The organism is Stenotrophomonas rhizophila, assembly GCF_007667275.1.
Classification (GTDB): Bacteria; Pseudomonadota; Gammaproteobacteria; order Xanthomonadales; family Xanthomonadaceae; genus Stenotrophomonas; species Stenotrophomonas maltophilia_AE.
Genome location: NZ_VDQT01000001.1, coordinates 778,841 through 802,163, shown reverse-complemented (window position 1 = coordinate 802,163; position 23,323 = coordinate 778,841). Strand labels below are relative to the sequence as shown.

Genomic DNA, 23,323 nt, shown 5'->3' with positions numbered 1-23,323 from the left:
AAACTAGGCGCTGGCGTACTTCGTGGATGGCCCATGTTCGACACTTCTCCCCAGCTTGACTGTGGCGGCCGCGTGCTGCGGCTGGACCGCCCGCGCGTGATGGGCATCGTCAATGTCACCCCGGATTCGTTCTCCGACGGCGGCGCGCACGACACGGTGGACGCAGCAGTCGCACATGGGCTGCAACTGGTGGCCGAAGGCGCCGACCTGCTCGATATCGGCGGCGAGTCGACCCGGCCGGGCAGCGCCCCGGTGCCATTGGACGAAGAGCTGCGCCGGGTGATCCCGGTGATCGAGCAGCTGGCCCGGCAGACCGCCGTGCCGATCAGCATCGATACCTTCAAGCCCGAGGTGATGCGTGCGGCGGTCGCCGCCGGCGCCGGGATGATCAATGACATCCACGCGCTGCGCCAGGAGGGTGCGCTCGCCGCTGCCGCCGAGCTCGGCGTCCCGGTGGTGCTGATGCACATGCAGGGCGAGCCCGGCAGCATGCAGGACACCCCGCAGTACGACGACGTCGTCGCCGAGGTCCACCGTTTCCTGGCCGACCGGATGTTCTCGGCGGAAATGGCCGGCATCGCGAAGAAGAACCTGATCATCGACCTGGGCTTCGGCTTCGGCAAGACCACCGACCACAACATGATCCTGCTGGCGCGCTCGGCCCGCTTCCTGGAGCTGGGCGTGCCGATGCTGGCCGGGCTGTCGCGCAAGCGCAGCATCGGCGAGCTGACCGGACGCCAGGTGCCGCGTGAGCGTGTCGCCGGCTCGGTGGCCGCACACCTGCTCGCCGCGCAGCGTGGCGCCATGATCCTGCGCGTGCATGACGTGGCGGCCACCGTGGATGCGCTGAAGGTGTGGGCGGCGGTGGACGCGGTGCCGATGCCGCGCGTGGACGCCGCACCGGCCATGCCGCGCTGGCCGGACGAGGACTGATGGCGGTCGATCGGCGCCCGCTCGCGATCGCGGTGATGGGCCCGACCGCGTCGGGCAAGACCGCGACCGCCATCGCCCTGGCCCGGCAGCTGGGCGGCGAGATCGTCAGCGTCGATTCGGCACTGGTGTATCGCGGCCTGGACATCGGCTCGGCCAAGCCCGATGCCGACGAGCGCGCACAGGCGCCGCACCACCTGCTGGACCTGCGCGACCCGTGGCAGACCTATTCAGCGGCCGAGTTCGGCGCCGACGCCGCGCGCGCCGTGGCCGACATCGTCGCGAGGGGACGCATGCCCATCCTCGCCGGTGGCACCGGTCTCTATTTCCGCGCCCTGCTGCAGGGGCTGTCGCCGATGCCGCCGGCCGACACAGGGCTGCGCGCCCGGATCAGCGCCGAAGCCGCGGTGCAGGGCTGGCCGGCACTGCACGCCCAGCTGGCGGCGGTCGACCCGGTGGCCGCTGCGCGCATCCATGCCACCGATCCACAGCGCATCCAGCGCGCGCTGGAGGTCTACCAGCTGACCGGGCGGCCGATCAGCGAATGGCAGAAGCAGCCGGGGGTGGATCGGTTGCCGGTGCGTTGCCTGAAGCTGGTGCTGGCCCCGCGCGAGCGCAGCGTCCTGCACCAGCGCATCGAGACCCGCTTCGACCGCATGCTCGCGCAGGGCTTCCTGGACGAGGTGCGGGCGCTGCGGGCGCTGCCGCAGATGGCCGCCGCCGCCGCGCCGCTGGACCTGCCGGCAGTGCGCGCGGTCGGTTACCGGCAGGCCTGGGAGTTCCTGGACGGGCAGGGGACGGCCGCCACGTTCCGCGACCGGGGCATCTACGCCACCCGGCAGCTGGCCAAGCGCCAGCTCACCTGGCTGCGCGGCGAGCTTGATGCGCGCTGGTTCGACCCCCATATCGACCATGCTTCCCTGGCGGATGCGGTCGCCGCCTTTGTGGCCCGCTGAGCCACAGCGTGTTGCCGCCGGCCCGTGTACCATCGGGGGTTCCGGTGGCGGGGGCCGTGGCGACTGCCGGAAGACCATAAAAACAATAATGAGGAGTGTGCAATGTCCAAGGGGCAATCGCTGCAGGATCCGTTTCTGAATGCACTTCGGCGCGAGCGCGTGCCGGTGTCGGTGTATCTGGTGAACGGCATCAAGCTGCAGGGAACGATCGAATCGTTCGACCAGTTCGTTGTCCTGCTGCGCAATACGGTCAGCCAGATGGTGTACAAGCACGCCATTTCGACCGTGGTGCCGGCACGCAATGTCAAGGTGGGCCCCGGTGGTGGCTATGTGCAGTCCAGTGACGGTGGCGCCGACGGCGCCCAGGAAGAAGACGACGTTGAATGAAGTAAGCAACAACGGAGGCGCGCGTGTTTGACCGTTCAAAGCGAGGCGAACACGCGCTGCTGATCCAGCCGCACGCTGGCCGGCTGGAAGAAGACGTGCTGGAAGAGTTCACCGACCTGGCCCGCTCGGCCGGGGCCAGCATCGCGGCCACCCTTACCGCGCGCATCGACCGGCCCAATCCGTCGGTGCTGATCGGCTCGGGCAAGCTCGACGAAATCAAGGCAGCCGCCGAGGCCACCGGTGCCGACCTGGTGCTGGTCAACCACGCGCTGTCGCCGTCGCAGGAGCGCAACCTGGAGCGGTTCCTCGAGCGCCGCGTGATCGACCGAACCGGCCTGATCCTGGACATCTTCGCCCAGCGTGCGCACAGCCATGAAGGCAAGCTGCAGGTCGAACTGGCCCAGCTGCGCCACATGTCGACGCGGCTGATCCGTGGCTGGACCCATCTGGAGCGCCAGCGCGGCGGTTCGATAGGCCTGCGCGGTCCGGGCGAAACCCAGCTGGAAACCGACCGTCGCCTGCTGCAGAAGCGGGTCGAGCAGCTGCAGAAGCGGCTGGAGAAGGTCGAAGTGCAGCGTACCCAGATGCGCCGCGCGCGCGTTCGCAGCGAGCTGCCGCGCGTGGCGCTGGTCGGCTACACCAATGCTGGCAAGTCGACCCTGTTCAATGCCTTGACCGGGGCCGAGGCCTACGCGGCCGACAAGCTGTTCGCCACCCTCGACCCGACCGTGCGGCGCATCGCGGTGCCGGGCGGCAACGTGGTGCTGGCCGACACGGTGGGCTTCGTCCGCGACCTGCCGCACGAACTGGTCGCGGCCTTCCGCGCCACCCTGAGCGAAGCGCGCGAAGCCGATTTCCTGCTGCACGTCGTCGACGCGGCCGATCCGCATCGCGAAGAGCGCATCGCCCAGGTCGACGAGGTGCTCAACGAAGTCGGCGCCGGCGAGCTGCCGCAGCTGCTGGTGTTCAACAAGATCGACCGCATCGAGGGCAGCGAGGTCCGTCACGACGGCCAGGACGGCATCCCCGACAGCGCCCGCCGCGAACGGGTCTGGATGTCGGCGCGCGATGGGCTGGGCCTGGACCTGCTGCAGTCGGTGCTGGGCAAGCGCCTGGGCCTGCAGCACGTCAGCGGCGACCTGCGCCTGCCACCGACCGCCGGTCGCCTGCGGTCGCGCCTGCACCAGCTCGAAGTGGTGCGCGGCGAACAGAGCGACGAGGACGGCTGGCTGCTGCAGGTGGAAATCCCGATCGCCGAAGCCGAGAAGCTGGCCGCGGCGGACGACGGCGCGCCGATCCGCGCGCTGCTGCCCGAGAAGGTTCCGGAATGGTGACGTCCGTTCCCACCGACGCCGACCTGTCCGATCTCGCCCGCGAGGTCGGACAGCGCCTGCAGCAGGCATCGCTGCAGCTGGTCACGGCCGAAAGCTGCAGTGGCGGCTGGATCGCCAAGGCGATGACCGACATTGCCGGTTCGTCGGCCTTCTTCGACTGCGGGATGGTGGTCTACAGCTACGAAGCCAAGCAGCGCCTGCTTGGCGTGCGCGCGCAGACCCTGGAGCAGTTCGGCGCGGTGAGCCGCGAGACCGTGCTGGAGATGGTCTCCGGCGCGCTGGTCAATTCCGGCGCCGGCATGGCGGTGGCGGTAACCGGCATCGCCGGCCCGGGCGGCGGCAGCGCCGACAAGCCGGTGGGCAGTGTCTGGATCGGCTGGAAACAGCGTGGCGGCTATGCCCGCGCGCAGCTGTTCCAGTTCGACGGCGACCGCGATGCGATCCGCCGCCAGACCGTACTGCAGGCGCTGACGGGAATTTTCCCGGCGGTGTGACATCCTGAGACGGGTGGTCGAACGAGGGTGCGCCAATGTGGGAAACGCTGGGAACCGTCCGTGACCTGGGGCGCCTGCAGGAAATCGCCTCGGTCCTGATCCGTTACGGCTTCGGCGACCTGGTGCGCCGCATCGGCCTGGCCGATGTGCTTGAACGTGCCGGCCGCCTGCTGCACTGGAACGATACCGGGCAGATCCTGCGCATGACCGCGCCGGTGCGGGTGCGGCGTGCGATGGAGGAGCTCGGCCCGACCTTCGTCAAGCTCGGCCAGGTACTGGCTACCCGCGTCGACCTGTTTCCGCCGGAGTGGATCGCCGAGTTCTCCGAACTGCAGAACGCGGTGCCTGCGCTGCCCTATGCGGCCGTGCGCGAACAGCTCGAGGCCGACCTCGGCGCGCCGGCCAGCGAGGTGTTCGCCTGGCTGGATGAAACGCCGATGGCGGCCGCCTCGCTGGCGCAGGCGCATCGCGCCACCCTGCACGATGGCCGCGCGGTGGTGTTGAAGATCCGCCGCCCCGGCATCCGCGACGTGATCGAAGCCGACCTGCGCCTGCTGGCGCGACTGGCCGAGATCGTCGAGGCGCGACTGCCGGACCTGCAGCGCTACCGTCCGGCCGAGGTGGTGCAGCAGTTCCAGGTGTCGCTGCGGCGCGAACTGGATTTCGCCGCCGAGTGCCGCAACGCCGAACGCATCGCGCGCAATTTCGCAGGGCGCACCGACATCCTGATTCCCAGCGTGCACTGGCAGTGGACCTGCGAAAGCCTGAACGTGCAGGATTTCGTCGACGGCATTCCCGGCCGCGACCTGGCCGGCGTGGATGCCGCCGGCCTGGACCGGGTGCGGCTGGCCCGCACCGGTGCCCGCATCGTGCTGAAGATGGTGCTGGAAGATGGCTGTTTCCACGCAGACCCGCACCCGGGCAACATCATCTACCTGCGCGATGGCCGGATCGGTGTGATCGACTTCGGCATGGTCGGGGCGATCTCCGAGCAGCGCCGGTTCCAGGTCGCGCAGCTGCTGCATGGCCTGGTGGCGCAGGAGCCCGAAGCGGTGACCGACGTGCTGCTGGACTGGTCCGGTGGCATCGAGGTGGACGAATCGCGGCTGCAGCAGGACATCAGCAGCTTCGTCGACCAGTACCGCGGGGTGCCGCTCAAGGACCTGCACATGGGCCTGATGCTGGGCAACATCACCCAGATCCTGCGCCAGTACGGGCTGACCCTGCCCGCCGATCTGGCGCTGATGATCAAGACCTTCCTGACCCTGGAAGGCATGGGCCGCCAGCTCGACCCGCAGTTCGACATGGCCACTGCCGCGCGCCCGTTCCTGGAGCGGGTCATGTGGCAGCGCTTCGCGCCCTCGGCCCTGCTCAAGCGGGGCAAGCGCAGCGTGGTCGGCCTGCTCGAGCTGGCCGGCGACCTGCCGCGCGACGTGCGCCGGCTGGTGCAGATGGCGCGCCGCGGGCGCCTGCAGCTCAAAGTGGAAACGACGGCGCTGCAGGGCTTCGGCGAGCAGGTCAATCGTGCTGCCAACCGCCTGGTGGTGGGGGTGATCACCGCCGCGTTGATCATCGGCTCGTCGATCGTGATGCACAGCGTGGGCGGGCTTTCCAGCCGCTGGTTGCTGGCGCTGGGCGTGGCCGGCTTCGTGGGGGCGGGGTTGTGCGGGGTGTGGATCCTGTTTTCCATCTGGCGGTCGGGGCGGTAGAGCCGACCGTTGGTCGGCTGCCCTTCGTACGGCGTCATGACACCTGACCGGCGGCTTCGGCACCTCTAAACGTTGGACGGATGGCCGGAAGAGGGCGGGTGCGGCTTCGGACACATTGCCGCGCTGCGCGCGGTCTCCACGCAGGGCGTGGATCTACACCTGGTGCTACGAGGTCGTCGCGCATTGCGATGGCCCGACCGACGTAGAGCCACGCCCTGCGTGGCTGCTCTCCGCTTTTTTGATCGGGGCACTTGTGCCGATCAGGTGTTAGTAGTATTACTACTAACCATGGACCTTACCGATACCCAGCAGGCGATCCTGCAGTTGATCGCCGAGCGCATCGAGACCGACGGCGCGCCGCCGTCGCAGACGGAAATCGCCCGCGCGTTCGGCTTCAAGGGCGTGCGGGCCGCGCAGTACCACCTGGAAGCGCTGGAACAGGCCGGGGCGATCCGTCGCATCCCCGGCCAGGCGCGCGGCATCCGGCTGGTCCAGGCGCCGCCGCTGCAGGAGGGCCTGCCGGCCTCGCTGGCGGTGCCGGCGCTGCCCGACCACGTGCTGCGCCTGCCGGTGCTCGGGCGGGTCGCCGCCGGCCTGCCGATCGGCGCCGACATCGGCTCGGACGATTTCGTGGTGCTGGACCGGGTGTTCTTCTCGCCGGCGCCGGACTACCTGCTCAAGGTCCAGGGCGATTCCATGATCGACGAAGGCATCTTCGATGGCGACCTGATCGGCGTCCATCGCACCCGCGATGCCCGTTCGGGACAGATCGTGGTGGCCCGGATCGATGACGAGATCACCGTCAAGCTGCTGAAAATGGGCAAGGACCGGATCCGGCTGCTGCCGCGCAACCCGGATTACCAGCCCATCGAAGTCCTGCCCGACCAGGACTTCGCCATCGAGGGGCTGTACTGCGGACTGCTGCGGCCCAACCGCTGATCCCTTCCATGCCTGAAATGCACGGTCTTTTGTGGCGATTCTCTGGTTCTGCTGAGGTTGGTACGGATGTCCGATAATTTTTTTCCGAATGCCGGGCAGAATCTCAGCCTGTGCGATACGCCAACTTTAAAGTGACCCCGTGGCCAAGAAGACCTCCAAAGACATCACCTCCAACGACATGACCTCTGCAAGGACCAATCCGATGGACGAGAACAAGAAGCGCGCCCTCACCGCCGCCCTGAGCCAGATCGAAAAGCAGTTCGGCAAGGGGTCGGTCATGCGCATGGGCGACCGCGTCATCGAGGCCGTCGAGGTCATCCCGACCGGCTCGCTGATGCTCGACATCGCGCTGGGCATCGGTGGCCTGCCGAAGGGCCGGGTGGTGGAAATCTATGGTCCGGAATCCTCGGGCAAGACCACCCTGACCCTGCAGGCGATTGCCGAGTGCCAGAAGAAGGGCGGCACGGCCGCCTTCATCGACGCCGAGCACGCGCTCGACCCGATTTACGCCGCCAAGCTGGGCGTGAACGTGGACGACCTGCTGCTGTCGCAGCCGGACACCGGTGAGCAGGCGCTGGAAATCGCCGACATGCTGGTGCGTTCGGGCTCGGTGGACATCGTGGTGGTCGACTCGGTCGCCGCGCTGACCCCGAAGGCCGAAATCGAAGGCGAAATGGGCGACCAGCTGCCGGGCCTGCAGGCCCGCCTGATGAGCCAGGCGCTGCGCAAGCTGACCGGCAACATCAAGCGCTCCAATACCCTGGTGGTGTTCATCAACCAGCTGCGCATGAAGATCGGCGTGATGATGCCGGGCCAGAGCCCGGAAGTGACCACCGGCGGCAACGCGCTGAAGTTCTACGCCTCGGTCCGCCTGGACATCCGCCGCATCGGCGCGATCAAGAAGGGCGACGAGATCATCGGCAACCAGACCAAGATCAAGGTCGTCAAGAACAAGCTGGCGCCGCCGTTCAAGCAGGTCATCACCGAGATCCTGTACGGCGAGGGCATCAGCCGCGAAGGCGAACTGATCGACATGGGCGTGGAAGCCAAGCTGGTCGAGAAGGCCGGCGCCTGGTACAGCTACGGCGAAGAGCGCATCGGCCAGGGCAAGGACAACGCCCGCGGTTACCTGCGTGACAACCCGCAGGTGGCCCAGCGCCTGGAAGCCGAGCTGCGCGAGAAGTTCCAGCCGGCCGAAGCCGTCCGTGAGGGTGGCGAGGACGACGGCGAAGACGACGCCGAGTAAGTTTCCTGCGGGGCAGGGCAGCGCCGTCAGTGACGCTCGCCCTGTCCCGGGGTTCAACATTCCCCCGACGGGGGGAGCGCCACGGACGGCGCAATTCATCGAGGTGCCCATGCACGACCCAGACGCCCCGGCACCCGGCCGCAAGCGCCGCGCCCGTGAACAGACCCCGGTCCAACGCGCGCTTGGCCTGCTGGTACGCCGCGAGCATTCGCGCAAGGAACTGACCCGCAAACTCACCGCACGCGGGATCGACACCGACGACGCCGCCGCTGCCGTGGACAAGCTCACTGAAGCCGGCTGGCAGGACGACACCCGCTTTGCCGAGAACATGGTCCGGGTCCGCGCCAACACCGGTTACGGGCCCATCCATATCCGCGCCGAACTGGGTACCCATGGCCTGGACAGCGAGCAGATCGCGGCCGCCATGGAAACCTTCGAGGGTGACTGGGTCGAGAATGCCCGGGACCTGGTCCGGCGCCGGTTTGGCGAGGCCGGGCCGCAGGAGCTGCCCCAGCGCCGCAAGGCGGTCGATCTGCTGGCCCGCCGGGGTTTCGACGGCGACAGCATCCGCCGCGCCACGCGCTTCGACCTGGATGAATGACCGCCCAGACGCGCACGACGTGTCCCCACGCCCCGGGCCTGTTACCCTTTGTGGTTTCGGCGGTCCCGTAGGTGACACCCGGCCATAGGGGCCGCGTGCCAGGGGCCGACCGGCCCGCAGACAGCCAGCCCCCCATGACCGAATCCGCCAAGTTCACCACCTCCCAGATCCGCAGCGACTTCCTTGAATTCTTCAAGGGCAAGGGCCACACCATCGTGCCGTCGGCGCCGCTGGTGCCGGGTAACGACCCGACCCTGCTGTTCACCAATTCCGGCATGGTGCAGTTCAAGGACGTGTTCCTTGGCGCCGAGAAGCGCAGCTATGTGCGCGCGGCCGACGTGCAGCGCTGCCTGCGCGCCGGCGGCAAGCACAACGACCTGGACCAGGTCGGCTACACCGCGCGCCACCACACCTTCTTTGAAATGCTGGGCAACTGGTCGTTCGGCGACTACTTCAAGAAGGACGCCATCGCCTGGGCCTGGGAGCTGCTGACCCAGGTCTGGAAGCTGCCCGCCGACCGCCTGCTGGTCACGGTGTACCAGACCGATGACGAGGCCTACGCGCTGTGGCGCGACATGGTCGGCATTCCGGAAGCGCGCATCGTGCGCATCGGCGACAACAAGGGCGCACCGTTTGCCTCGGACAACTTCTGGCAGATGGCCGACACCGGCCCCTGCGGCCCTTGCACCGAGATCTTTTACGACCATGGCGACCATATCGCCGGGGGCCCGCCCGGCTCGCCGGACGAAGACGGCGATCGCTACATCGAAATCTGGAACCTGGTGTTCATGCAGTTCGACCGCCAGCCGGACGGCACCCTGGTGCCGCTGCCGGCGCCGTGCGTGGACACCGGCATGGGCCTGGAGCGCCTTGCCGCGATCCTGCAGCACGTGCACACCAACTATGAAATCGACCTGTTCCAGGCGCTGATCCGCAAGGCCAGCGAATTGACCGGCATGGCCGACCTGGAGAACAAATCGCTGCGCGTGATCGCCGATCACATCCGCGCCTGCTCGTTCCTGATCGTCGATGGCGTGCTGCCGTCCAACGAAGGTCGCGGCTATGTGCTGCGCCGTATCATCCGCCGCGCCCTGCGCCATGGCTGGATGCTGGGCGTGCGCCAGCCGTTCTTCAGCAAGCTGGTTCCGACCCTGGTCGAACAGATGGGCGAGGCCTACGCCGAACTGCCGGCCCAGGCCGACACCGTGGTGCGTGCGCTGCAGGCCGAAGAAGAGCGCTTCGCGCAGACCCTCGACTCGGGCATGAAGATCTTCGACGACGTCGCCGCGCAGGTGAGCAACGGCGTCATTCCGGGCGTCGATGCCTTCCGCCTGTACGACACCTACGGCTTCCCGCTCGACCTCACCCAGGACATCGCGCGCGAGCGCGACCTGACGGTGGACATCGACGGCTTCAACGCGGCGATGGAAAAGCAGCGCGACGACGGCCGCAAGGGCGGCAAGTTCGGCGGCGGCGTGACCCTGTCGGCCGAACTGGTCGCCACCCTGACGCCCACCGCTTTCCTCGGCTATGACAGCCTGCAGGCCGACGGCCTGACCGTGGTGGCCCTGCTCAAGGACGGGCGCCCGGTCGACAGCGCGCAGGCCGGTGACGAGCTCATCGTGCTCACTGACAAAACGCCGTTCTACGCCGAGTCCGGCGGCCAGGTCGGTGACACCGGCCAGCTGCTCGGCAACGGCGTGCAGCTGCAGGTCAGCGATACGCAGAAGTTCGCCGGCCAGTTCCATGGCCACGTCGCCACGCTGACCCAGGGCAGCCTGAAGGTCGGCGACGTGCTCAGTGGCCAGATCGACGGCCAGCGCCGTGGCGCCACCATCCTCAACCACTCCGCTACCCACCTGCTGCACGCCGCCCTGCGCGAAGTGCTGGGCACGCACGTGCAGCAGAAGGGCTCGCTGGTCGCGCCGGACCGCCTGCGTTTCGACTTCTCCCACTTCCAGCCGATCAGTGCCGACGAACTGGCGGTGATCGAGCGCAAGGTCAACGAGCAGGTGCGGGCCAACAACGCCGCCGAAGTGCACACCATGGCCATGCAGGAAGCGCTGGACTTTGGCGCGATGGCCCTGTTCGGCGAAAAGTACGGCGAGAACGTGCGCGTGCTGAAGATGGGCGACTACTCCACCGAACTGTGCGGCGGCACCCACGTGACGCGCACCGGTGATATCGGCCTGTTCAAGATCACTTCCGAAGGCGGCGTGTCCTCGGGCGTGCGCCGCATCGAGGCGGTGACCGGGCAGGGCGCGCTGGACTACGTCGCGCACGAAGAAGCACAGCTGGCCGAAGCCGCCGCACTGCTCGGCGGCAATGCCGGCGACGTGGTCGACAAGGTCCGCCAGCTCGGCGAGCGCCAGAAGAAGCTGGAACGCGAACTGGAGTCGCTCAAGGCCAAACAGGCTGCCGGTGCGACGTCGGATCTGGGCTCCAGCGCAGTCGAGGTCAAAGGCGTCAAGATTCTTGCCGCGCGTCTGGAAGGTTTCGACGCCAAGGCGCTGCGTGAAGCGATCGACCGCCTGAAGCAGCAGCTGGGCGACGCGGTGATCGTGCTGGCCGGTGCCCAGGACGGCAAGGCCGCGCTCGTGGCCGGCGTGAACGGCAGTGCAACGGGCAAGGTAAAGGCCGGGGAACTGTTGTCCCATATCGCCAGTCAGATCGGGGGCAAGGGCGGCGGCCGCCCGGACCTCGCCCAGGGTGGTGGTGAGGACGGGCCCGCCCTTGCTTCTGCACTGGCCGCCGTCGTGGACTGGGTCACCCCCCGTATCTGAACGCCTGACGCCTCCTGCTCCTTGATGGCTCGGGAGGGCTGACGGTACTATGGCTAATCCTTTCCCTTTGTCGTGTGGCGTTCCCCCAGGGGGCGCCGAGCCGGTGGGGAAAATCCACCGGTTCCCTGGAGATTTGCAAAAATGTTGATCCTGACTCGCCGCGTAGGCGAAACCCTGATGATCGATGGCTCGAACGCAGCGGGTGGCCTGAATTCCCTGGTCACCGTGACCGTGCTCGGCGTCAAGGGCAATCAGGTGCGTATCGGTATCACCGCAGCGAAGGACGTGGCCGTGCACCGCGAAGAGATTTACCAGCGCATCCAGCGCGGCGACGAGCCGAACGCATCCGGAAGTGAAAATTCTTCCGATTAAGGCTTTACGTTGGGGTGTGAAAAACGTTATTCTTCGCGCCCCCGCTGAGAAGAAACACGCAGCGGCGAAACACGGAATCTGGAGCGGTGCCCGAGTGGCTGAAGGGGCTCCCCTGCTAAGGGAGTATACGGCCAAAAACTGTATCGAGGGTTCGAATCCCTCCCGCTCCGCCAGTAAAGAAAAGGCCTTCGTACGCAAGTACGAAGGCCTTTTTCTTTGCCTGCCGCGTGCGCCTGTTGCCACTGCGTTGACGCTGTCGCCGCACGCTGTCCACCGGCCACCTGCGAGGGTAGGAGCTTCCCCCTGCAGCAGGAGCCGCCGTGAACGCACGTCGCCATTTCCTTTCCGTTGCCGCCGCCGGCACCGCCGCGCTGGCCAGCTCCACGCTCATGGCGCAGTCCGCCGGTCCCGGCAGCGTGCTGCCCACGCGCGGCCGCGCCAGTGCCCGGCCGCTTGCCACCAACCCGTCCACCGGGAAAGGTCGGTTCCGTCCGCACACCCGGCTGGGACTGGGCGGTGTCGCGGTGGGCAACGGGTTTGCGCCAGCGACCGACGCGCAGAGCGAACAGACGCTGGCCGCCGCCTATGCTGCGGGCGTGCGGTGTTTCGACACCTCGCCCTGGTATGGGCTGGGCCTGAGCGAGCGGCGTTTCGGCCACCACCTGCACAACCATCCGGCGCGCGAGTACACCCTGTCGACCAAGGTGGGGCGGCTGCTGACCGCGACCGCCGGCGCGCTGCAGCCGACCATGTGGAAGGAGCCGTCGCCGTTCCTCTATCGCTATGACTACTCGGCCGACGGCGTGCGCCGCTCGGTGGAGGACAGCCTCAACCGGCTGGGCGTGGCGCAGCTGGACGTGGTGTACATCCACGACCTGTCGCCGGACAACGAGAAGGATCTGGGGATGCCGTGGGAGCAGCGTTTTGCCGAAGCGGCCAAGGGCGCCATGCCGGCGCTGACCCGGATGCGCGAGGAAGGCCTGATCAAGGCGTGGGGTTTTGGCGTCAACCGTCCCGAACCGGCCCTGCGCGCGATCGAGGAGGCCGACCCGGACATCTTCCTGCTGGCCTGCCAGTACTCGCTGCTGGACCATGAAGCGGCGCTGCGCGACACCTTCCCCGCGATCGCGCGGCACGGCGCCTCGGTAATGGTGGGCGCGCCCCTACTGGCCGGCTATCTTGCCGGTCGCGATCGCTATCTCTACGACGGCACGGTACCGGCGTGGGCGCCGAAAAAGCGCGCCGCGGTCCAGGCGATCTGCGATCGCCACGGTGTCGACCTGCGCACCGCGGCGCTGCAGTTCGCCGATGCACCCGAGGTGGTGTCGGCGGTGATTCCGGGCGCGCGCACCGCCGAACAGGTACAGGCCAACGTGGCCTCGATGTCGGTCGCGATCCCGGCGGAGTTCTGGGCCGAGTTGAAGCAGGCCGGCCTGATCGCGCAGGACGCACCGGTGCCGGGCGCCTGACCCGCGCGAACGCCCCGGTGGTCCGGGGCGTTCGGCGGCGGTGTCGTTACAGGGGCAGGTCGAACACCAGCACTTCGGCATCGTTGGCGTTTTCCAGGGTCAGCTGCGCCTCGTCGGTGACCTGCAGCGCATCGCCGGTGTCCAGGGTGATGCCGTTGACCTGCAGCTGGCCACGCGCGACCTGCACGTAGGCGCCGCGGCGCGGGGCCAGGGCCAGGTGGACGCGCTCGTCGCCATCCAGGATCGTGGCGTAGATGTTCGCGTCCTGGTGGATCAACAGCGAACCGTCGCGGCCATCCTTCGAGGCGATCAGGCGCAGCTGGCCGCGCTTGGCTTCCGGGGCGAAATGGGTCTCCTGGTAGCTCGGGGTGATGTCCTTGGTGTCCGGGAACAGCCAGATCTGCAGGAAGTGCACGGTTTCGTCGGCCGAGTGGTTGAACTCGCTGTGGCTGACCCCGCTGCCTGCGCTCATGCGCTGCACGTCACCGTAGCGCAGCACCGAGCCGGTGCCCATCGAGTCCTTGTGTTCCAGCGCGCCGCCCAGCACGTAGGAGACGATCTCCATGTTGCTGTGGCTGTGGGTGCCGAAACCCTGGCCGCCGATCACCTTGTCTTCGTTGATCACCCGCAGCGGGCCGAAGCTGGTGTAGCGTTCGTCGTAGTAGCCGGCGAAGGAGAAGGTGTGCTGGGAGTTCAGCCAGCCATGGTTGGCCTGGCCACGGGTGGCGCTCTTGCGGATCTGCAGCATGGGGATTCTCCTTGGTGTTCGATGGTTTCGATGGCGGTCTGGGTCGGTGTCTGCCGCCCCTTTCCTGTTGGGGGCCAGTATCCGCTTGCGTCCGTGGTTTGAAAAACGGATAGTTTTGGCAGTCATCATCGAAATTGTCGAATGCTCAAGCTCAGCCTCGACGCCCTGCAGATCCTGGATGCCATCGACCGCCGCGGCTCGTTTGCCGCGGCCGGCAAGGAGCTGCACAAGGTGCCCTCGACCATCTCCTACACCGTCTCCAAGCTGGAGCAGGACCTGGGGGTGCAGCTGTTCGACCGGATCGGCCCGCGCGCGGAGCTGACCGAGGCCGGCGTGGCCCTGCTCGAGGAAGGGCGCCACCTGCTGCGTGCCGCCCGTGAGCTGGAGATGCGGGTCCGTCGGGTCGCCTCGGGCTGGGAAGCGGAACTGACCGTGGCACTGGATTCGATGTTCCAGCCGGCGTTGCTCGCCGAAGACGTGCGGGCCTTCAGCCAGGTGGCCGAACAGACCCGTATCCGGCTGATCAGCGAAGCCCTGTCCGGCACCTGGGAAGCGCTGCTGGACCGGCGCGCGGACCTGCTGGTTGGCGCGGCGGGCGAGGGCCCCAGTGGTGGCGGCTACGTGGTGGAGCCATTGGGGGTGGTGCGGTTCGTGTTCGCCGTGGCCCCCGGCCACCCGCTGGCGGCCGGCACCGCGGCGCTGACTCGTGAGCAGCTGGCGGCGCATTGCGCGATTGCCGTGGCGGACTCCGCGCGCCGCCTGCTGCCGCGCACGGTCGGGCTGCTGATGGGGCAGGAAACGGTGACCGTGCCGGACATGCTGAGCAAGTTCCGCATGCAGTGCGCAGGGCTGGGCTTCGGTTTCCTGCCCGAGCCCTACGTGCAGGCCGCGGTGGCGCAGGGCAGGCTGGTGGTGCGGCAGGTGGAGGAGCCCAAGCCCGAGGAGACGTTCTGGCTGGCCTGGCGCACGGGCGAGGAAGGCGCGGCACTGCGCTGGTGGCGGGAGCGCATGCGCGCGCCGGGGCTGATGGAGGGCTGGTGGGGGAGAATGCAGGACTGGCTGTAGAGCCACGCCCTGCGTGGCTGAGGCCCAGTGAAACCCTGAACAATCCCCGCACTGTCACCATTCGGTCATCCAGTTGCGGTAGAGCGCCCGGCGCACGCCCGATACCCTGCGCGGCTCATCGTGAACCCCTCTGCCCATGAAACGCCTGCTGCTGCTCGTGCTGGCCGGGGCCGGCCTGTGGCTGGCCGCGTGCTCCTCGCTCACTTCTTCCGCTGCCTCGACCTCGCTCAGCGACCGGCTGGTCGCGCCCGGTGGCGTGTCCACGCTGCTGGATGCCGCGCGCATCGCCGAGGCGGTCGCTGCGGTACCGAACCGTCATGGTTTCGTGACCGGGCGTGCCGGCGTGCCGCTGTTCTGGCGTGCATTCGATCCCGGTCGCTATGGCCTGCGCTACCGGTACCTGCCGCAGCACCACGAAAACGGCGAGCCGCTCGACACCGGGCTGCAGCTGTCGGTGCCGCATCCGTTCAAGGCGCAGGCGCCGCGCGGCACCGTGGTGCTGCTGCACGGCTGGATGATGAACGGTGATTCCATGCTGCCGTGGTCGCTGCAGCTGGCCGAGTCCGGCTACCGCGTCATCACCATCGACCTGCGCAACCACGGCCATTCCGGCGCCGGCCCATCGGGGTATGGAACCTTCGAATCCGACGACGTGGTGGATGTGATCGCGGCGCTTCGTGCGCGGGGTGAAGTGACCGGGCCGTTGTATCTGTTCGGGGTGTCCTACGGCGCCGCCACCGCGTTGTTCACCGCGGACAAGCTGGGCGACCAGGTCACCGGCGTGGTGGCGATGGAGTCGTTCGCCAACGCCGGCGATGCGATCCGCAGCATGATCCCGCACCTGATGTCGCTGCAGCCCACGGCGTGGAAGGCACAGGCGATGGCAGCATATGGGCGCTGGCGCTACGGCGCGCAGGACATCGACAAGGTGATCGCAGCCGCCAGCCAGCGCCTGGACCTGGACTTGGATGGCGTGGACGTGACCCGCGCGGTGGCCGACACCCGCGCCTGCGTGCTGCTCCTGCATGGCCAGCAGGACGCGCACGTCCCGGTGGGGCAGGGCCGCCGGATCGCGGCCGCCAGCGACCGCGTGCATTACATCGAACTGCGCGGCGAAGACCACATCAGCCTGCCGTTGCGGCTGGACCTGCTCGGTGGGGTGGTGGATGACTGGTTGGCGCATGACGATCATGCGGGCGGCGCCTGTCCGGCCCCGGTGCTGCCGGCCGAGGCGGTGGCAGCCACGCAGGGCGTGGCGCTACGATCCGGCCTGGCGTAGCGCCACGCCCTGCGTGGCCGCGTCGACGGGCGCGCACAAAAAAAGCAGCCATCGGCTGCCTTTTTTCCAACCCTGCAATGGTGCGCCCGGAGAGATTCGAACTCCCGACCGCCTGGTTCGTAGCCAGGTACTCTATCCAACTGAGCTACGGGCGCATTTGCAATGTCGCCGCGATGTAATGGTGCGCCCGGAGAGATTCGAACTCCCGACCGCCTGGTTCGTAGCCAGGTACTCTATCCAACTGAGCTACGGGCGCATTTACATCACGTTTTTCTTGAAGCTGCCGGCAGCGGCGAAACCGCCAGCCTGTTGATGGTGCGCCCGGAGAGATTCGAACTCCCGACCGCCTGGTTCGTAGCCAGGTACTCTATCCAACTGAGCTACGGGCGCGTCAACAGGAGCGGAATTATGCGGATCGACGCCGCGTCCGTCAACGTTTTTGTGAAGGACTTCATTCAAATGAATGAAAAAGCGCCTTCACCACGGCCTCCGGCGACTTCATCCATGCGAAGTGATCGGCCCGTGCCCCAAGCGCAACGGCCGGCATCACCGTCAGCGTCGCGGCGACCTGCGGCAGCTTGGCGAGCAGGCCCTGCATGGAGCCGGTCGGTGCGAACCAGTCGTCGGTCAGCACCACCGCACTGGCCTGGCCGTGCAGCTGGCGCATGCCGGCCTCCAGGTCGGCGCTGATGCCGGCGCCGGCGTAGTGGTTGCCCAGCCCGACCCGGGCCCAGTCGGCGATCAACCCGCGCGCTTCGGTGCCGCCAAAGCCCAGTCGGCGTCCGTGCAGTACGCCCTGGCGCTGTGCCAGCCACGGCAGGAAGCGGTACACCAGCGGCAGCAGCCACCCGCGCGGGGCCGGGAAGGTACGCCAGTACGGGGTGCCGGTGGCGAACAGCCAGAAGCGCGCGAACAGCGACGGGTGCTGCCCGGCGAACACGCAGGCCAGCTGTCCGCCCAGGCTGTGCCCGCCGATGATCAGCGGGGCGTTGCCGTGCAGGCGAAGGGCGGCCAGGCTGGCGGGCAGGTCCTGTTCGAGGATTTCGCGGTAGCCCCAGTCCTGGTCGCGCGACGGGCGAAGGCTGCTGCTGCCGTTGCCGCGCCATTCGTGCAGGAACACGCTGACACCCTGCGCGGCCAGCGCGTCGGCGAACGCTTCGTAATTGCGGGCCGACACACCCAGCGCCGGCAGCCACAGCAGCTGCGCGCGTGGCTGTGCAGGCACCCGGGCGATCAGTTCGAACCGGTGCCGATCCTGGCTGTGCACCGGTACCCGCACCGAGCGGGTCATGCCGAGCGGCCCGCGCCGAAGTGGTCCAGCACCAGTACCGCGCTGCGGCCGGGCGTGTATCCACCCTGCAGCCCGCGTGCGACGTAGTCGATGCCGGCTTCGCAGGCGTTGGGCAACGACAGCCCGCAGCACAGCTGCGCGGCGATCGCCGAGGCCAGCGTGCAACCGGTGCCGTGCGCGTCCACCGGCAGGCGCGCATGGATGAATTCGTCACGGGTGACGCCGTCGAAGTAGCGGTCGACGACCCGAGCGCCCTCGGCCAGGTGGCCGCCCTTGAGCAGCACCGCACCGGCACCGAGATCGACCAGCGCGGCAGCCGCGTCCTCGGCTTCGGCCGCGGTCTCGATCGGGTGGCCCAGCAGCAGCTCGGCTTCGGGAATGTTCGGGGTCAGCAGCGTGGCCAGCGGCAGCAGCCGCGTGCGCAGCGCCTGCAGCGCGCTCTCTTCGAGCAGCCTGGCACCACTGGTGGCAACCATCACCGGATCCACGATCACGTGGGTGGGACGATGGCGCGCTAGGGCATCGGCGACCAGGTGGATGACCTCGGCGTTGGCGAGCATGCCCAGCTTAACCGCCTGGATGTCGAAATCGGCGAAGCACGCATCAATCTGTGCCTGCAGGAACTCCAGCGGCGGTACATGCACCGCGGTGACGCCGCGGGTGTTCTGCGCGGTAAGCGCGGCGATGGCCGAGAGGCCATGCACGCGGTGCGCGGCGAATGCCTTCAGGTCGGCCTGGATGCCGGCGCCACCGCCGGAATCGGAGCCGGCGATGGTGAGGGCGGAGAAGGGCGTGGACGGGCTCATCCTGCGATTGTGCCATGCCGCCCCGGACGTAGAGCCACGCCTTGCGTGGCTGCGGTACCGGACGCAGCAGCAGCCACGCAGGGCGTGGCTTTACGCGCCGAAGCCGCCGTTGAACTGGAGCTCGGAGAACTGGCCCGTGGCCGGATCGAACACCGCGCCCCAGAACATGCGTCCACCGTCGCAGACCCGGATAGCTTCGCGCGAGGGATCCACGTCGCTGTGGTCGGGCAGCTTGAACGCATTGAGGTAGATCACCTTGCGCCCTTCCAGTTCGATGCCGACGTACTGGCGGTTGAAGTCGGTGACCTGCGGGACCTGGGGTTCCAGCAGCGGCAACGCCGCCTCCAGCTGTTCGACCTGCTGGCGGCTGGGCGCCCAGTACCCGGTGACCCGCCCCGGGGTCTGCCCGGGGCTGGGGCGCGAACAGGTGTCCAGCACCTGGGCGACGATCAACGGGCGGGTCACCACCCAGGACTGGCCGGTCTTGATCGCGGTGGGCACGCTCGCACCGGGGCGCGTGTTGGCAGGGGTGCAGGCCGCCGCCAGCGCGGCCAGCGCCAGCGGCAACAGGGCGCGGGAGAAGGAACGGTTCACAACACCTCCGAAGCGTAGTCGGCCAGGCGCGAACGCTCGCCCCGGCGCAGCGTGATGTGCGCGCTGTGCGGCCAGTTCTTGAAGCGGTCCACCGCGTAGGTCAGGCCCGAGGTGGTTTCGGTCAGGTAAGGCGTGTCGATCTGCTCGACGTTGCCCAGGCAGACGATCTTGGTACCGGGGCCGGCACGGGTGATCAGGGTCTTCATCTGCTTGGGGGTGAGGTTCTGCGCCTCGTCCAGGATCAGGTACCGCGACAGGAAGGTACGGCCGCGCATGAAGTTCAGCGAGCGGATCTTGATCCGGCTGGCGATCAGGTCGTTGGTGGCCGCACGTCCCCACGCGCCGCCTTCCTGGGTGTGGGTGAGCACTTCCAGGTTGTCGGTCAGCGCGCCCATCCACGGCGTCATCTTTTCTTCTTCGGTGCCGGGCAGGAAGCCGATGTCTTCGCCGACGCTGACCGTGGCGCGGGTCATGATGATTTCGCGGTAGCGCTGCTGGTCCATGGTCTGGGCCAGGCCGGCGGCCAGCGCCAGCAGGGTCTTGCCGGTGCCGGCGGTGCCGAGCAGGGTGACGAAATCGATCTCCGGGTCCATCAGCGCGTTGAGCGCGAAGTTCTGTTCGCGGTTGCGCGCGCTGATACCCCACACCGCATGGCTGCCGTGGCGGTAGTCGTTGACCAGCGAGAGGATGACCTTGCCGCTGGCATCGACCTTGGCCACGCGCAGTTCGACTTCATCCTCGCCGGGCAGGTAGGCGTACTGGTTGGGGTGCCAGTCTTCGTCTTCGGCCGCCAGGATCTCGTAGCTGGTACGGCCCTTGTCGCTCCAGCTGCGCAGGTCTTCGGTGTGCTTCTTCCAGAAATCTTCCGGCAGCTCGGTGGCGCCGGTGTAGAGCAGGCTGAAGTCGTCCAGCGCGCGGTCGTTTTCGTAATCCTCCGACACGATCCCGGCGATGGCCGCCTTGATCCGCAGGTTGATGTCCTTGGACACGAATACCACCGGAATGTCCGGGGTGTGTTCCTTCAACGCCAGGATCGCGCCCAGGATGGCGTTGTCCGGGATGACCGCGCCAAAGCTCTTGCCGGCATCGAAATGGCTGGTCTGGAAGCGCAGCAGGCCCACGCTCTGCTTGCCGCGCAGCTGCAGGCCGTTGGGGCGCTGCAGCGGAATGCCGTCGGCCAGGTTGTCCAGGCCCGAGGCCTGCACCAGCTCGTTGAGGAAGCGGCTCACCTGGCGGGCGTTGCGGCTCGCTTCGGAGGTGCCCTTCTTGCCGTTGTCCAGCTCTTCGATCACCTGCATCGGCAGGTAGACATCATGCTCCTCGAACTTGAACAGCGCGGTTGGATCGTGCATCAGCACGTTGGTATCCAGAACGTAGATGCGCTTGCCTCGGGTCATCGTCATTTCCTGGTGGCAGAACAGGGACAAGCCATCACGACCTGCGGGGCAGGGTGATGGCCAATGTGGGGTACCGGTGGGTCACTGGGTTTTCGCGGCCTTCAGGGCTTCAAGGACGGCTTCGGCGTGGCCGGCGACTTTCACTTTGCGCCACGACTGCACGATACGACTGTCGGGAGAAATGAGGAAGGTGCTGCGTTCGATGCCACGCACCTGCTTGCCGTACATGTTCTTCAGCTTGATCACGTCGAAGGCGGTGCACAGGGCTTCGTCGTTGTCGCTGACCAGCGGAAAGGCGAAACCCTGCTTGGCGCAGAAGTTGTCGTGGGACTTGACCGAATCGCGCGAGACGCCGAAGACCTGTGCGCCGGCGTGTTTGAAGCTGGGCAGCAGGGCGTTGAAGTCGATGCCCTCGGTGGTGCAGCCCGGGGTGCTGTCCTTGGGGTAGAAGTACAGCACCAGCCACTGGCCGGCGAGGTCGCCGAGGGTGGTGTGTTCGCCGCCGGACAGGGCCAGCGGAAGCGAAAGGGTGGAGCTGTCCAGGGTATCGCCGTTGTTCATGAGGTCCTTGCTGCGGAGCCTGAGTGACGCGTCTTACAACTGCATGAAACACCGCGCCCGGGTGACGGGCGCGCGAAGCCGTCAGAACTTCATGGGGTCCATGATCGCGTCCAGGTTCAGGTGGTCGCAGAATTCGAGGAAATCGTCGCGCAGCGCGGCGATGTGCATGTTGGCGGGCACGCCGATGGTGACCTGTGCGGAGAACATCTCCGCGCCGGTCTGCATGGCGCGGTAGCGGGTGCTCTGCAGGTTCTCGATGGTGATGCCCTGGCGGTCGAAGAAGTCGGCCAGCTGGAACAGGATGCCGGGCTTGTCGGCGGCGATCACTTCGACGATGTAGGGCAGCAGGTTGGACTGCGCCTGCTTGGCGCCGGTGCGGTACCACACCAGCTTGAGGCCTTCTTCGCGCTCGAGCCGGGTCAGCATGGCTTCCAGCTTGGCGACCGCGTCCCAGGAGCCGGTAGCCAGCGCGGTGACCGAGACATCGCGGCCGACGGTGGACAGGCGGGCATCGACCAGGTTGCAGCCGCTGTCGGCGATGCGCCGGGTGACGGGCAGCAGGGGGGACTCCGGATGCGTCGTGTAGGCGTTGATCAGGAGGTGGTTTTCGGTCGGCGCAGGCCGCGGCGTAGTGTCGGTCAAGGTGGTTCCGGTAATGCGGGATGAGTCTGAACGGCGCCGACGGTGGCGCGTTCGCCGGAGTCCAGCATACTTGCCCGCGCTTTCGACCCGCAAGTAACATGCAATGTACGTCCGGCCGTGGTTTCAGCGGCCTTCGCCCCCCTCACTTCCGAGCATCGTTTCCTTGTCCCTTTCCGGTCTCATCACCGCGCTGGCCACGCCGTTCCAGGCCAATGGCGCATTGGATCCCGACGGTTGGCAGCGCCTGCTGCAGCTGCAACTCGACGGTGGCGTTCACGGGGTGGTGGTCGCCGGTTCGACCGGCGAAGCCGCGACCCTGTCCGATGACGAATACGACCAGCTGCTGCGCAGCGCGGTCAAAACCGTGGCCGGGCGCGTCCCGGTGCTGGCCGGTACCGGCCTGTCGGGAACGGCCAAGACGATCGAGCAGACCCGGCGGGCGGCCGAGCAGGGCGCGACCCATGCGCTGGTGGTGACCCCGCCGTACGTGCGCCCGACCCAGGCCGGCCTGATCGCGCACTACCGCGCGGTGGCCGAGCAGGGCGGCCTGCCGGTGGTCCTGTACAACGTGCCGGGCCGGACCGGCTGCGACATGCTGCCGGAAACCGTGGCCGAGCTGGCAGCGCACCCGAACATCGTCGGCATCAAGGAAGCGGTAGGCGATGTCGGCCGGGTCCATGCCCTGCTGGCACTGCGTTCGCCGACCTTCGCCATCCTCAGCGGCGACGACGGCACCGCCGCCCGTTCGATCCTGTCGGGCGTGGACGGGCTGATCTCGGTCGGTTCCAATGCGCTGCCCGGTGCCTACCGGCGCATGTGCGACCTGGCGGCCGCTGGCGAGCGCGAGGCCACCGAGGCCTGGGATGCTCGCCTGGAGCCGTTCCATGAATTCTGCGGGGTTGAGCCCAACCCCATCCCGGTGAAGGACCTGTTGCGCCGGATCGGCATCGGCCACGGCCTGCGCCTGCCGCTGCTCTCGCTCTCGGCCGCGCACCACGCCGCCGCCCAACACCTGGCCACCGACATCGGTGCGCTCGAAGCCCTTTCCAGCCACTGATATCAGTGGCCTGACCCAGGAGATCCACATGCGTCAATCCCTTTCCGTCCTCCGCGTCCTGTCGTTTGCGATCGTGGCCACTGCCACGCTGATCGGCACCACCGGCTGCTTCAAGCGGGGTGCCCGCGGCGACTACGCCATGGCGCCGGAAGTGCGTCCGCTGGAAGTCCCGCCGGACCTGAACGCGCCGGGCAACAACCCGGGCGCGCAGGTGCCGGTGCTGGCATCGCAGGCCGCCAAGCCGGCCCCGGCCCCGGCCCAGGCGCCGGCAGCGGCCGCCAACAACGCCGGCTTCACCATTCCGGGCAGCAAGGAAGAGGTGTTCGGCAAGGTCGGCACCGCGCTGGAGTCGGTGGACGGCGTGAAGATTGCCAGCAAGGCCCAGCTGCTGGGCTCGTTCGACGTGAACTACGAAGGCAGCGATTTCCTGGTCCGCGTGGTTGCCGTCGAAGCCGGCGCCTACATTTCCACCGTCGACCCGCGCGGTCTCCCGGCCACCGGCGCGGCCCCGACCAAGCTGCTGGGCGAGCTGAAGGCCAAGCTGGCGCAGTAACGCCACAACCCGGGGCGCCGTAGAGCCAGGCCCTGCCTGGCTGCCCCGGATTGCAAGCGATCCCCTGGAGCCGGGCGTTGCCCGGCTTCATGCGTTTTGGCGGACAGCCC

23 protein-coding genes and 4 tRNA genes are annotated in these 23,323 nt (G+C 67.8%); 17 read left to right on the top strand and 10 right to left on the bottom strand.

From position 1 onward, the window contains the following. Positions 1–33: 33 nt before the first annotated feature. From folP to FSZ13_RS03315, 13 genes are all read left to right on the top strand, one after another. On the top strand, positions 34–933 hold the full coding sequence (folP, locus tag FSZ13_RS03375; protein ID WP_145478001.1) for a dihydropteroate synthase: 900 nt from the start codon (positions 34–36) through the stop codon (positions 931–933). After that, on the top strand, positions 933–1,886 hold the full coding sequence (gene miaA, locus FSZ13_RS03370) for a tRNA (adenosine(37)-N6)-dimethylallyltransferase MiaA (RefSeq protein ID WP_145478000.1): 954 nt from the start codon (positions 933–935) through the stop codon (positions 1,884–1,886). The genes folP and miaA overlap by 1 nt, the downstream gene beginning before the upstream one ends. A gap of 102 nt (positions 1,887–1,988) precedes the next feature. After that, the gene (gene hfq, locus FSZ13_RS03365; RefSeq protein WP_145477999.1) at positions 1,989–2,273 is read left to right on the top strand and encodes an RNA chaperone Hfq; all 285 of its coding nucleotides are present in this window, start codon (positions 1,989–1,991) and stop codon (positions 2,271–2,273) included. Between the two features lie 23 nt (positions 2,274–2,296). Continuing rightward, positions 2,297–3,607 (top strand): ribosome rescue GTPase HflX, encoded by a 1,311-nt coding sequence (hflX, locus tag FSZ13_RS03360; RefSeq protein ID WP_145477998.1) that lies wholly within the window; start codon positions 2,297–2,299, stop codon positions 3,605–3,607. Next, a complete protein-coding gene (locus FSZ13_RS03355) occupies positions 3,601–4,101 on the top strand; it encodes a CinA family protein (RefSeq protein WP_145477997.1) in 501 nt (166 codons plus the stop codon). Before hflX ends, FSZ13_RS03355 begins: the two co-directional genes overlap by 7 nt. A gap of 35 nt (positions 4,102–4,136) precedes the next feature. Beyond that, positions 4,137–5,810, top strand: a complete 1,674-nt coding sequence (ubiB, locus tag FSZ13_RS03350; RefSeq protein ID WP_145477996.1) for a 2-polyprenylphenol 6-hydroxylase — start codon at positions 4,137–4,139, stop codon at positions 5,808–5,810. Positions 5,811–6,098: 288 nt separating this feature from the next. Further along, positions 6,099–6,749 carry a transcriptional repressor LexA gene (lexA, locus tag FSZ13_RS03345; protein ID WP_145477995.1) on the top strand — a complete coding sequence of 217 codons (651 nt, stop codon included), beginning with the start codon at positions 6,099–6,101 and terminating at the stop codon, positions 6,747–6,749. A gap of 202 nt (positions 6,750–6,951) precedes the next feature. Next, entirely contained in the window at positions 6,952–7,995 is a 1,044-nt protein-coding gene (recA, locus tag FSZ13_RS03340; protein ID WP_145478528.1) for a recombinase RecA, read from the top strand. 109 nt (positions 7,996–8,104) lie between these two features. Next, on the top strand, positions 8,105–8,596 hold the full coding sequence (gene recX / locus FSZ13_RS03335) for a recombination regulator RecX (RefSeq protein WP_145477994.1): 492 nt from the start codon (positions 8,105–8,107) through the stop codon (positions 8,594–8,596). A 134-nt stretch (positions 8,597–8,730) separates the two neighbouring features. Beyond that, the gene (gene alaS, locus FSZ13_RS03330) at positions 8,731–11,379 is read left to right on the top strand and encodes an alanine--tRNA ligase (protein WP_145477993.1); all 2,649 of its coding nucleotides are present in this window, start codon (positions 8,731–8,733) and stop codon (positions 11,377–11,379) included. A gap of 141 nt (positions 11,380–11,520) precedes the next feature. Then, complete coding sequence (csrA, locus tag FSZ13_RS03325) at positions 11,521–11,751, top strand: carbon storage regulator CsrA (RefSeq protein ID WP_145477992.1); 231 nt, start codon at positions 11,521–11,523, stop codon at positions 11,749–11,751. Positions 11,752–11,831: 80 nt separating this feature from the next. Further along, a tRNA-Ser gene (locus FSZ13_RS03320) sits at positions 11,832–11,924 on the top strand. A 147-nt stretch (positions 11,925–12,071) separates the two neighbouring features. Then, complete coding sequence (locus FSZ13_RS03315; RefSeq protein WP_186308829.1) at positions 12,072–13,220, top strand: aldo/keto reductase; 1,149 nt, start codon at positions 12,072–12,074, stop codon at positions 13,218–13,220. A gap of 46 nt (positions 13,221–13,266) precedes the next feature. On the opposite strand, the gene FSZ13_RS03310 is transcribed toward FSZ13_RS03315, so the two are convergent. Beyond that, positions 13,267–13,968 (bottom strand): pirin family protein, encoded by a 702-nt coding sequence (locus FSZ13_RS03310; RefSeq protein ID WP_145477991.1) that lies wholly within the window; start codon positions 13,966–13,968, stop codon positions 13,267–13,269. A 141-nt stretch (positions 13,969–14,109) separates the two neighbouring features. On the opposite strand from FSZ13_RS03310, the gene FSZ13_RS03305 reads away from it, so the two are divergent. Both FSZ13_RS03305 and FSZ13_RS03300 read left to right on the top strand, forming a co-directional pair. Then, a complete protein-coding gene (locus tag FSZ13_RS03305; RefSeq protein WP_145477990.1) occupies positions 14,110–15,033 on the top strand; it encodes a LysR family transcriptional regulator in 924 nt (307 codons plus the stop codon). 136 nt (positions 15,034–15,169) lie between these two features. Continuing rightward, on the top strand, positions 15,170–16,312 hold the full coding sequence (locus FSZ13_RS03300; RefSeq protein ID WP_145477989.1) for an alpha/beta hydrolase family protein: 1,143 nt from the start codon (positions 15,170–15,172) through the stop codon (positions 16,310–16,312). Between the two features lie 78 nt (positions 16,313–16,390). Here the strand turns inward: FSZ13_RS03300 and FSZ13_RS03295 are convergent. The 9 genes from FSZ13_RS03295 to FSZ13_RS03255 all read right to left on the bottom strand — a co-directional run bounded on the left by FSZ13_RS03295 (position 16,391) and on the right by FSZ13_RS03255 (position 21,603). Then, positions 16,391–16,467 (bottom strand) — tRNA-Arg (locus FSZ13_RS03295). Positions 16,468–16,491: 24 nt separating this feature from the next. Then, positions 16,492–16,568 (bottom strand) — tRNA-Arg (locus FSZ13_RS03290). A 57-nt stretch (positions 16,569–16,625) separates the two neighbouring features. After that, positions 16,626–16,702, bottom strand: a tRNA-Arg gene (locus FSZ13_RS03285). 61 nt (positions 16,703–16,763) lie between these two features. Next, complete coding sequence (locus tag FSZ13_RS03280; protein ID WP_186308828.1) at positions 16,764–17,603, bottom strand: alpha/beta hydrolase family protein; 840 nt, start codon at positions 17,601–17,603, stop codon at positions 16,764–16,766. Then, positions 17,600–18,409: a bifunctional hydroxymethylpyrimidine kinase/phosphomethylpyrimidine kinase gene (thiD, locus tag FSZ13_RS03275; protein ID WP_145477988.1), complete on the bottom strand. Its 810-nt coding sequence runs from the start codon at positions 18,407–18,409 to the stop codon at positions 17,600–17,602. Before thiD ends, FSZ13_RS03280 begins: the two co-directional genes overlap by 4 nt. A gap of 90 nt (positions 18,410–18,499) precedes the next feature. After that, positions 18,500–19,003, bottom strand: coding sequence for a hypothetical protein (locus FSZ13_RS03270; protein ID WP_145477987.1), 504 nt, complete (start codon positions 19,001–19,003; stop codon positions 18,500–18,502). Then, positions 19,000–20,400, bottom strand: coding sequence for a PhoH family protein (locus tag FSZ13_RS03265; RefSeq protein ID WP_145477986.1), 1,401 nt, complete (start codon positions 20,398–20,400; stop codon positions 19,000–19,002). Before FSZ13_RS03265 ends, FSZ13_RS03270 begins: the two co-directional genes overlap by 4 nt. 81 nt (positions 20,401–20,481) lie before the next feature. Continuing rightward, positions 20,482–20,961 carry a peroxiredoxin gene (locus FSZ13_RS03260; protein WP_145477985.1) on the bottom strand — a complete coding sequence of 160 codons (480 nt, stop codon included), beginning with the start codon at positions 20,959–20,961 and terminating at the stop codon, positions 20,482–20,484. Positions 20,962–21,042: 81 nt separating this feature from the next. Next, complete coding sequence (locus tag FSZ13_RS03255) at positions 21,043–21,603, bottom strand: glycine cleavage system protein R (protein ID WP_070208878.1); 561 nt, start codon at positions 21,601–21,603, stop codon at positions 21,043–21,045. A gap of 163 nt (positions 21,604–21,766) precedes the next feature. On the opposite strand from FSZ13_RS03255, the gene dapA reads away from it, so the two are divergent. Next, on the top strand, positions 21,767–22,660 hold the full coding sequence (dapA, locus tag FSZ13_RS03250; RefSeq protein ID WP_145477984.1) for a 4-hydroxy-tetrahydrodipicolinate synthase: 894 nt from the start codon (positions 21,767–21,769) through the stop codon (positions 22,658–22,660). Positions 22,661–22,688: 28 nt separating this feature from the next. Next, the gene (locus tag FSZ13_RS03245; protein ID WP_145477983.1) at positions 22,689–23,213 is read left to right on the top strand and encodes a hypothetical protein; all 525 of its coding nucleotides are present in this window, start codon (positions 22,689–22,691) and stop codon (positions 23,211–23,213) included. The last annotated feature ends 110 nt before the right edge of the window (positions 23,214–23,323 follow it).

Excerpts from the sequence above, each read along its gene's own strand:
- folP (WP_145478001.1), top strand. The coding sequence starts at position 34 with ATGTTCGACACTTCTCCCCAGCTTGACTGTGGCGGCCGCGTGCTGCGG.
- miaA (WP_145478000.1), top strand. The coding sequence starts at position 933 with ATGGCGGTCGATCGGCGCCCGCTCGCGATCGCGGTGATGGGCCCGACC.
- hfq (WP_145477999.1), top strand. The coding sequence starts at position 1,989 with ATGTCCAAGGGGCAATCGCTGCAGGATCCGTTTCTGAATGCACTTCGG.
- FSZ13_RS03355 (WP_145477997.1), top strand. The coding sequence starts at position 3,601 with ATGGTGACGTCCGTTCCCACCGACGCCGACCTGTCCGATCTCGCCCGC.
- ubiB (WP_145477996.1), top strand. The coding sequence starts at position 4,137 with ATGTGGGAAACGCTGGGAACCGTCCGTGACCTGGGGCGCCTGCAGGAA.
- lexA (WP_145477995.1), top strand. The coding sequence starts at position 6,099 with ATGGACCTTACCGATACCCAGCAGGCGATCCTGCAGTTGATCGCCGAG.
- recA (WP_145478528.1), top strand. The coding sequence starts at position 6,952 with ATGGACGAGAACAAGAAGCGCGCCCTCACCGCCGCCCTGAGCCAGATC.
- recX (WP_145477994.1), top strand. The coding sequence starts at position 8,105 with ATGCACGACCCAGACGCCCCGGCACCCGGCCGCAAGCGCCGCGCCCGT.
- alaS (WP_145477993.1), top strand. The coding sequence starts at position 8,731 with ATGACCGAATCCGCCAAGTTCACCACCTCCCAGATCCGCAGCGACTTC.
- csrA (WP_145477992.1), top strand. The coding sequence starts at position 11,521 with ATGTTGATCCTGACTCGCCGCGTAGGCGAAACCCTGATGATCGATGGC.
- FSZ13_RS03310 (WP_145477991.1), bottom strand. The coding sequence starts at position 13,968 with ATGCTGCAGATCCGCAAGAGCGCCACCCGTGGCCAGGCCAACCATGGC.
- FSZ13_RS03305 (WP_145477990.1), top strand. The coding sequence starts at position 14,110 with ATGCTCAAGCTCAGCCTCGACGCCCTGCAGATCCTGGATGCCATCGAC.
- FSZ13_RS03300 (WP_145477989.1), top strand. The coding sequence starts at position 15,170 with ATGAAACGCCTGCTGCTGCTCGTGCTGGCCGGGGCCGGCCTGTGGCTG.
- FSZ13_RS03280 (WP_186308828.1), bottom strand. The coding sequence starts at position 17,603 with ATGACCCGCTCGGTGCGGGTACCGGTGCACAGCCAGGATCGGCACCGG.
- thiD (WP_145477988.1), bottom strand. The coding sequence starts at position 18,409 with ATGAGCCCGTCCACGCCCTTCTCCGCCCTCACCATCGCCGGCTCCGAT.
- FSZ13_RS03265 (WP_145477986.1), bottom strand. The coding sequence starts at position 20,400 with ATGACCCGAGGCAAGCGCATCTACGTTCTGGATACCAACGTGCTGATG.
- FSZ13_RS03260 (WP_145477985.1), bottom strand. The coding sequence starts at position 20,961 with ATGAACAACGGCGATACCCTGGACAGCTCCACCCTTTCGCTTCCGCTG.
- FSZ13_RS03245 (WP_145477983.1), top strand. The coding sequence starts at position 22,689 with ATGCGTCAATCCCTTTCCGTCCTCCGCGTCCTGTCGTTTGCGATCGTG.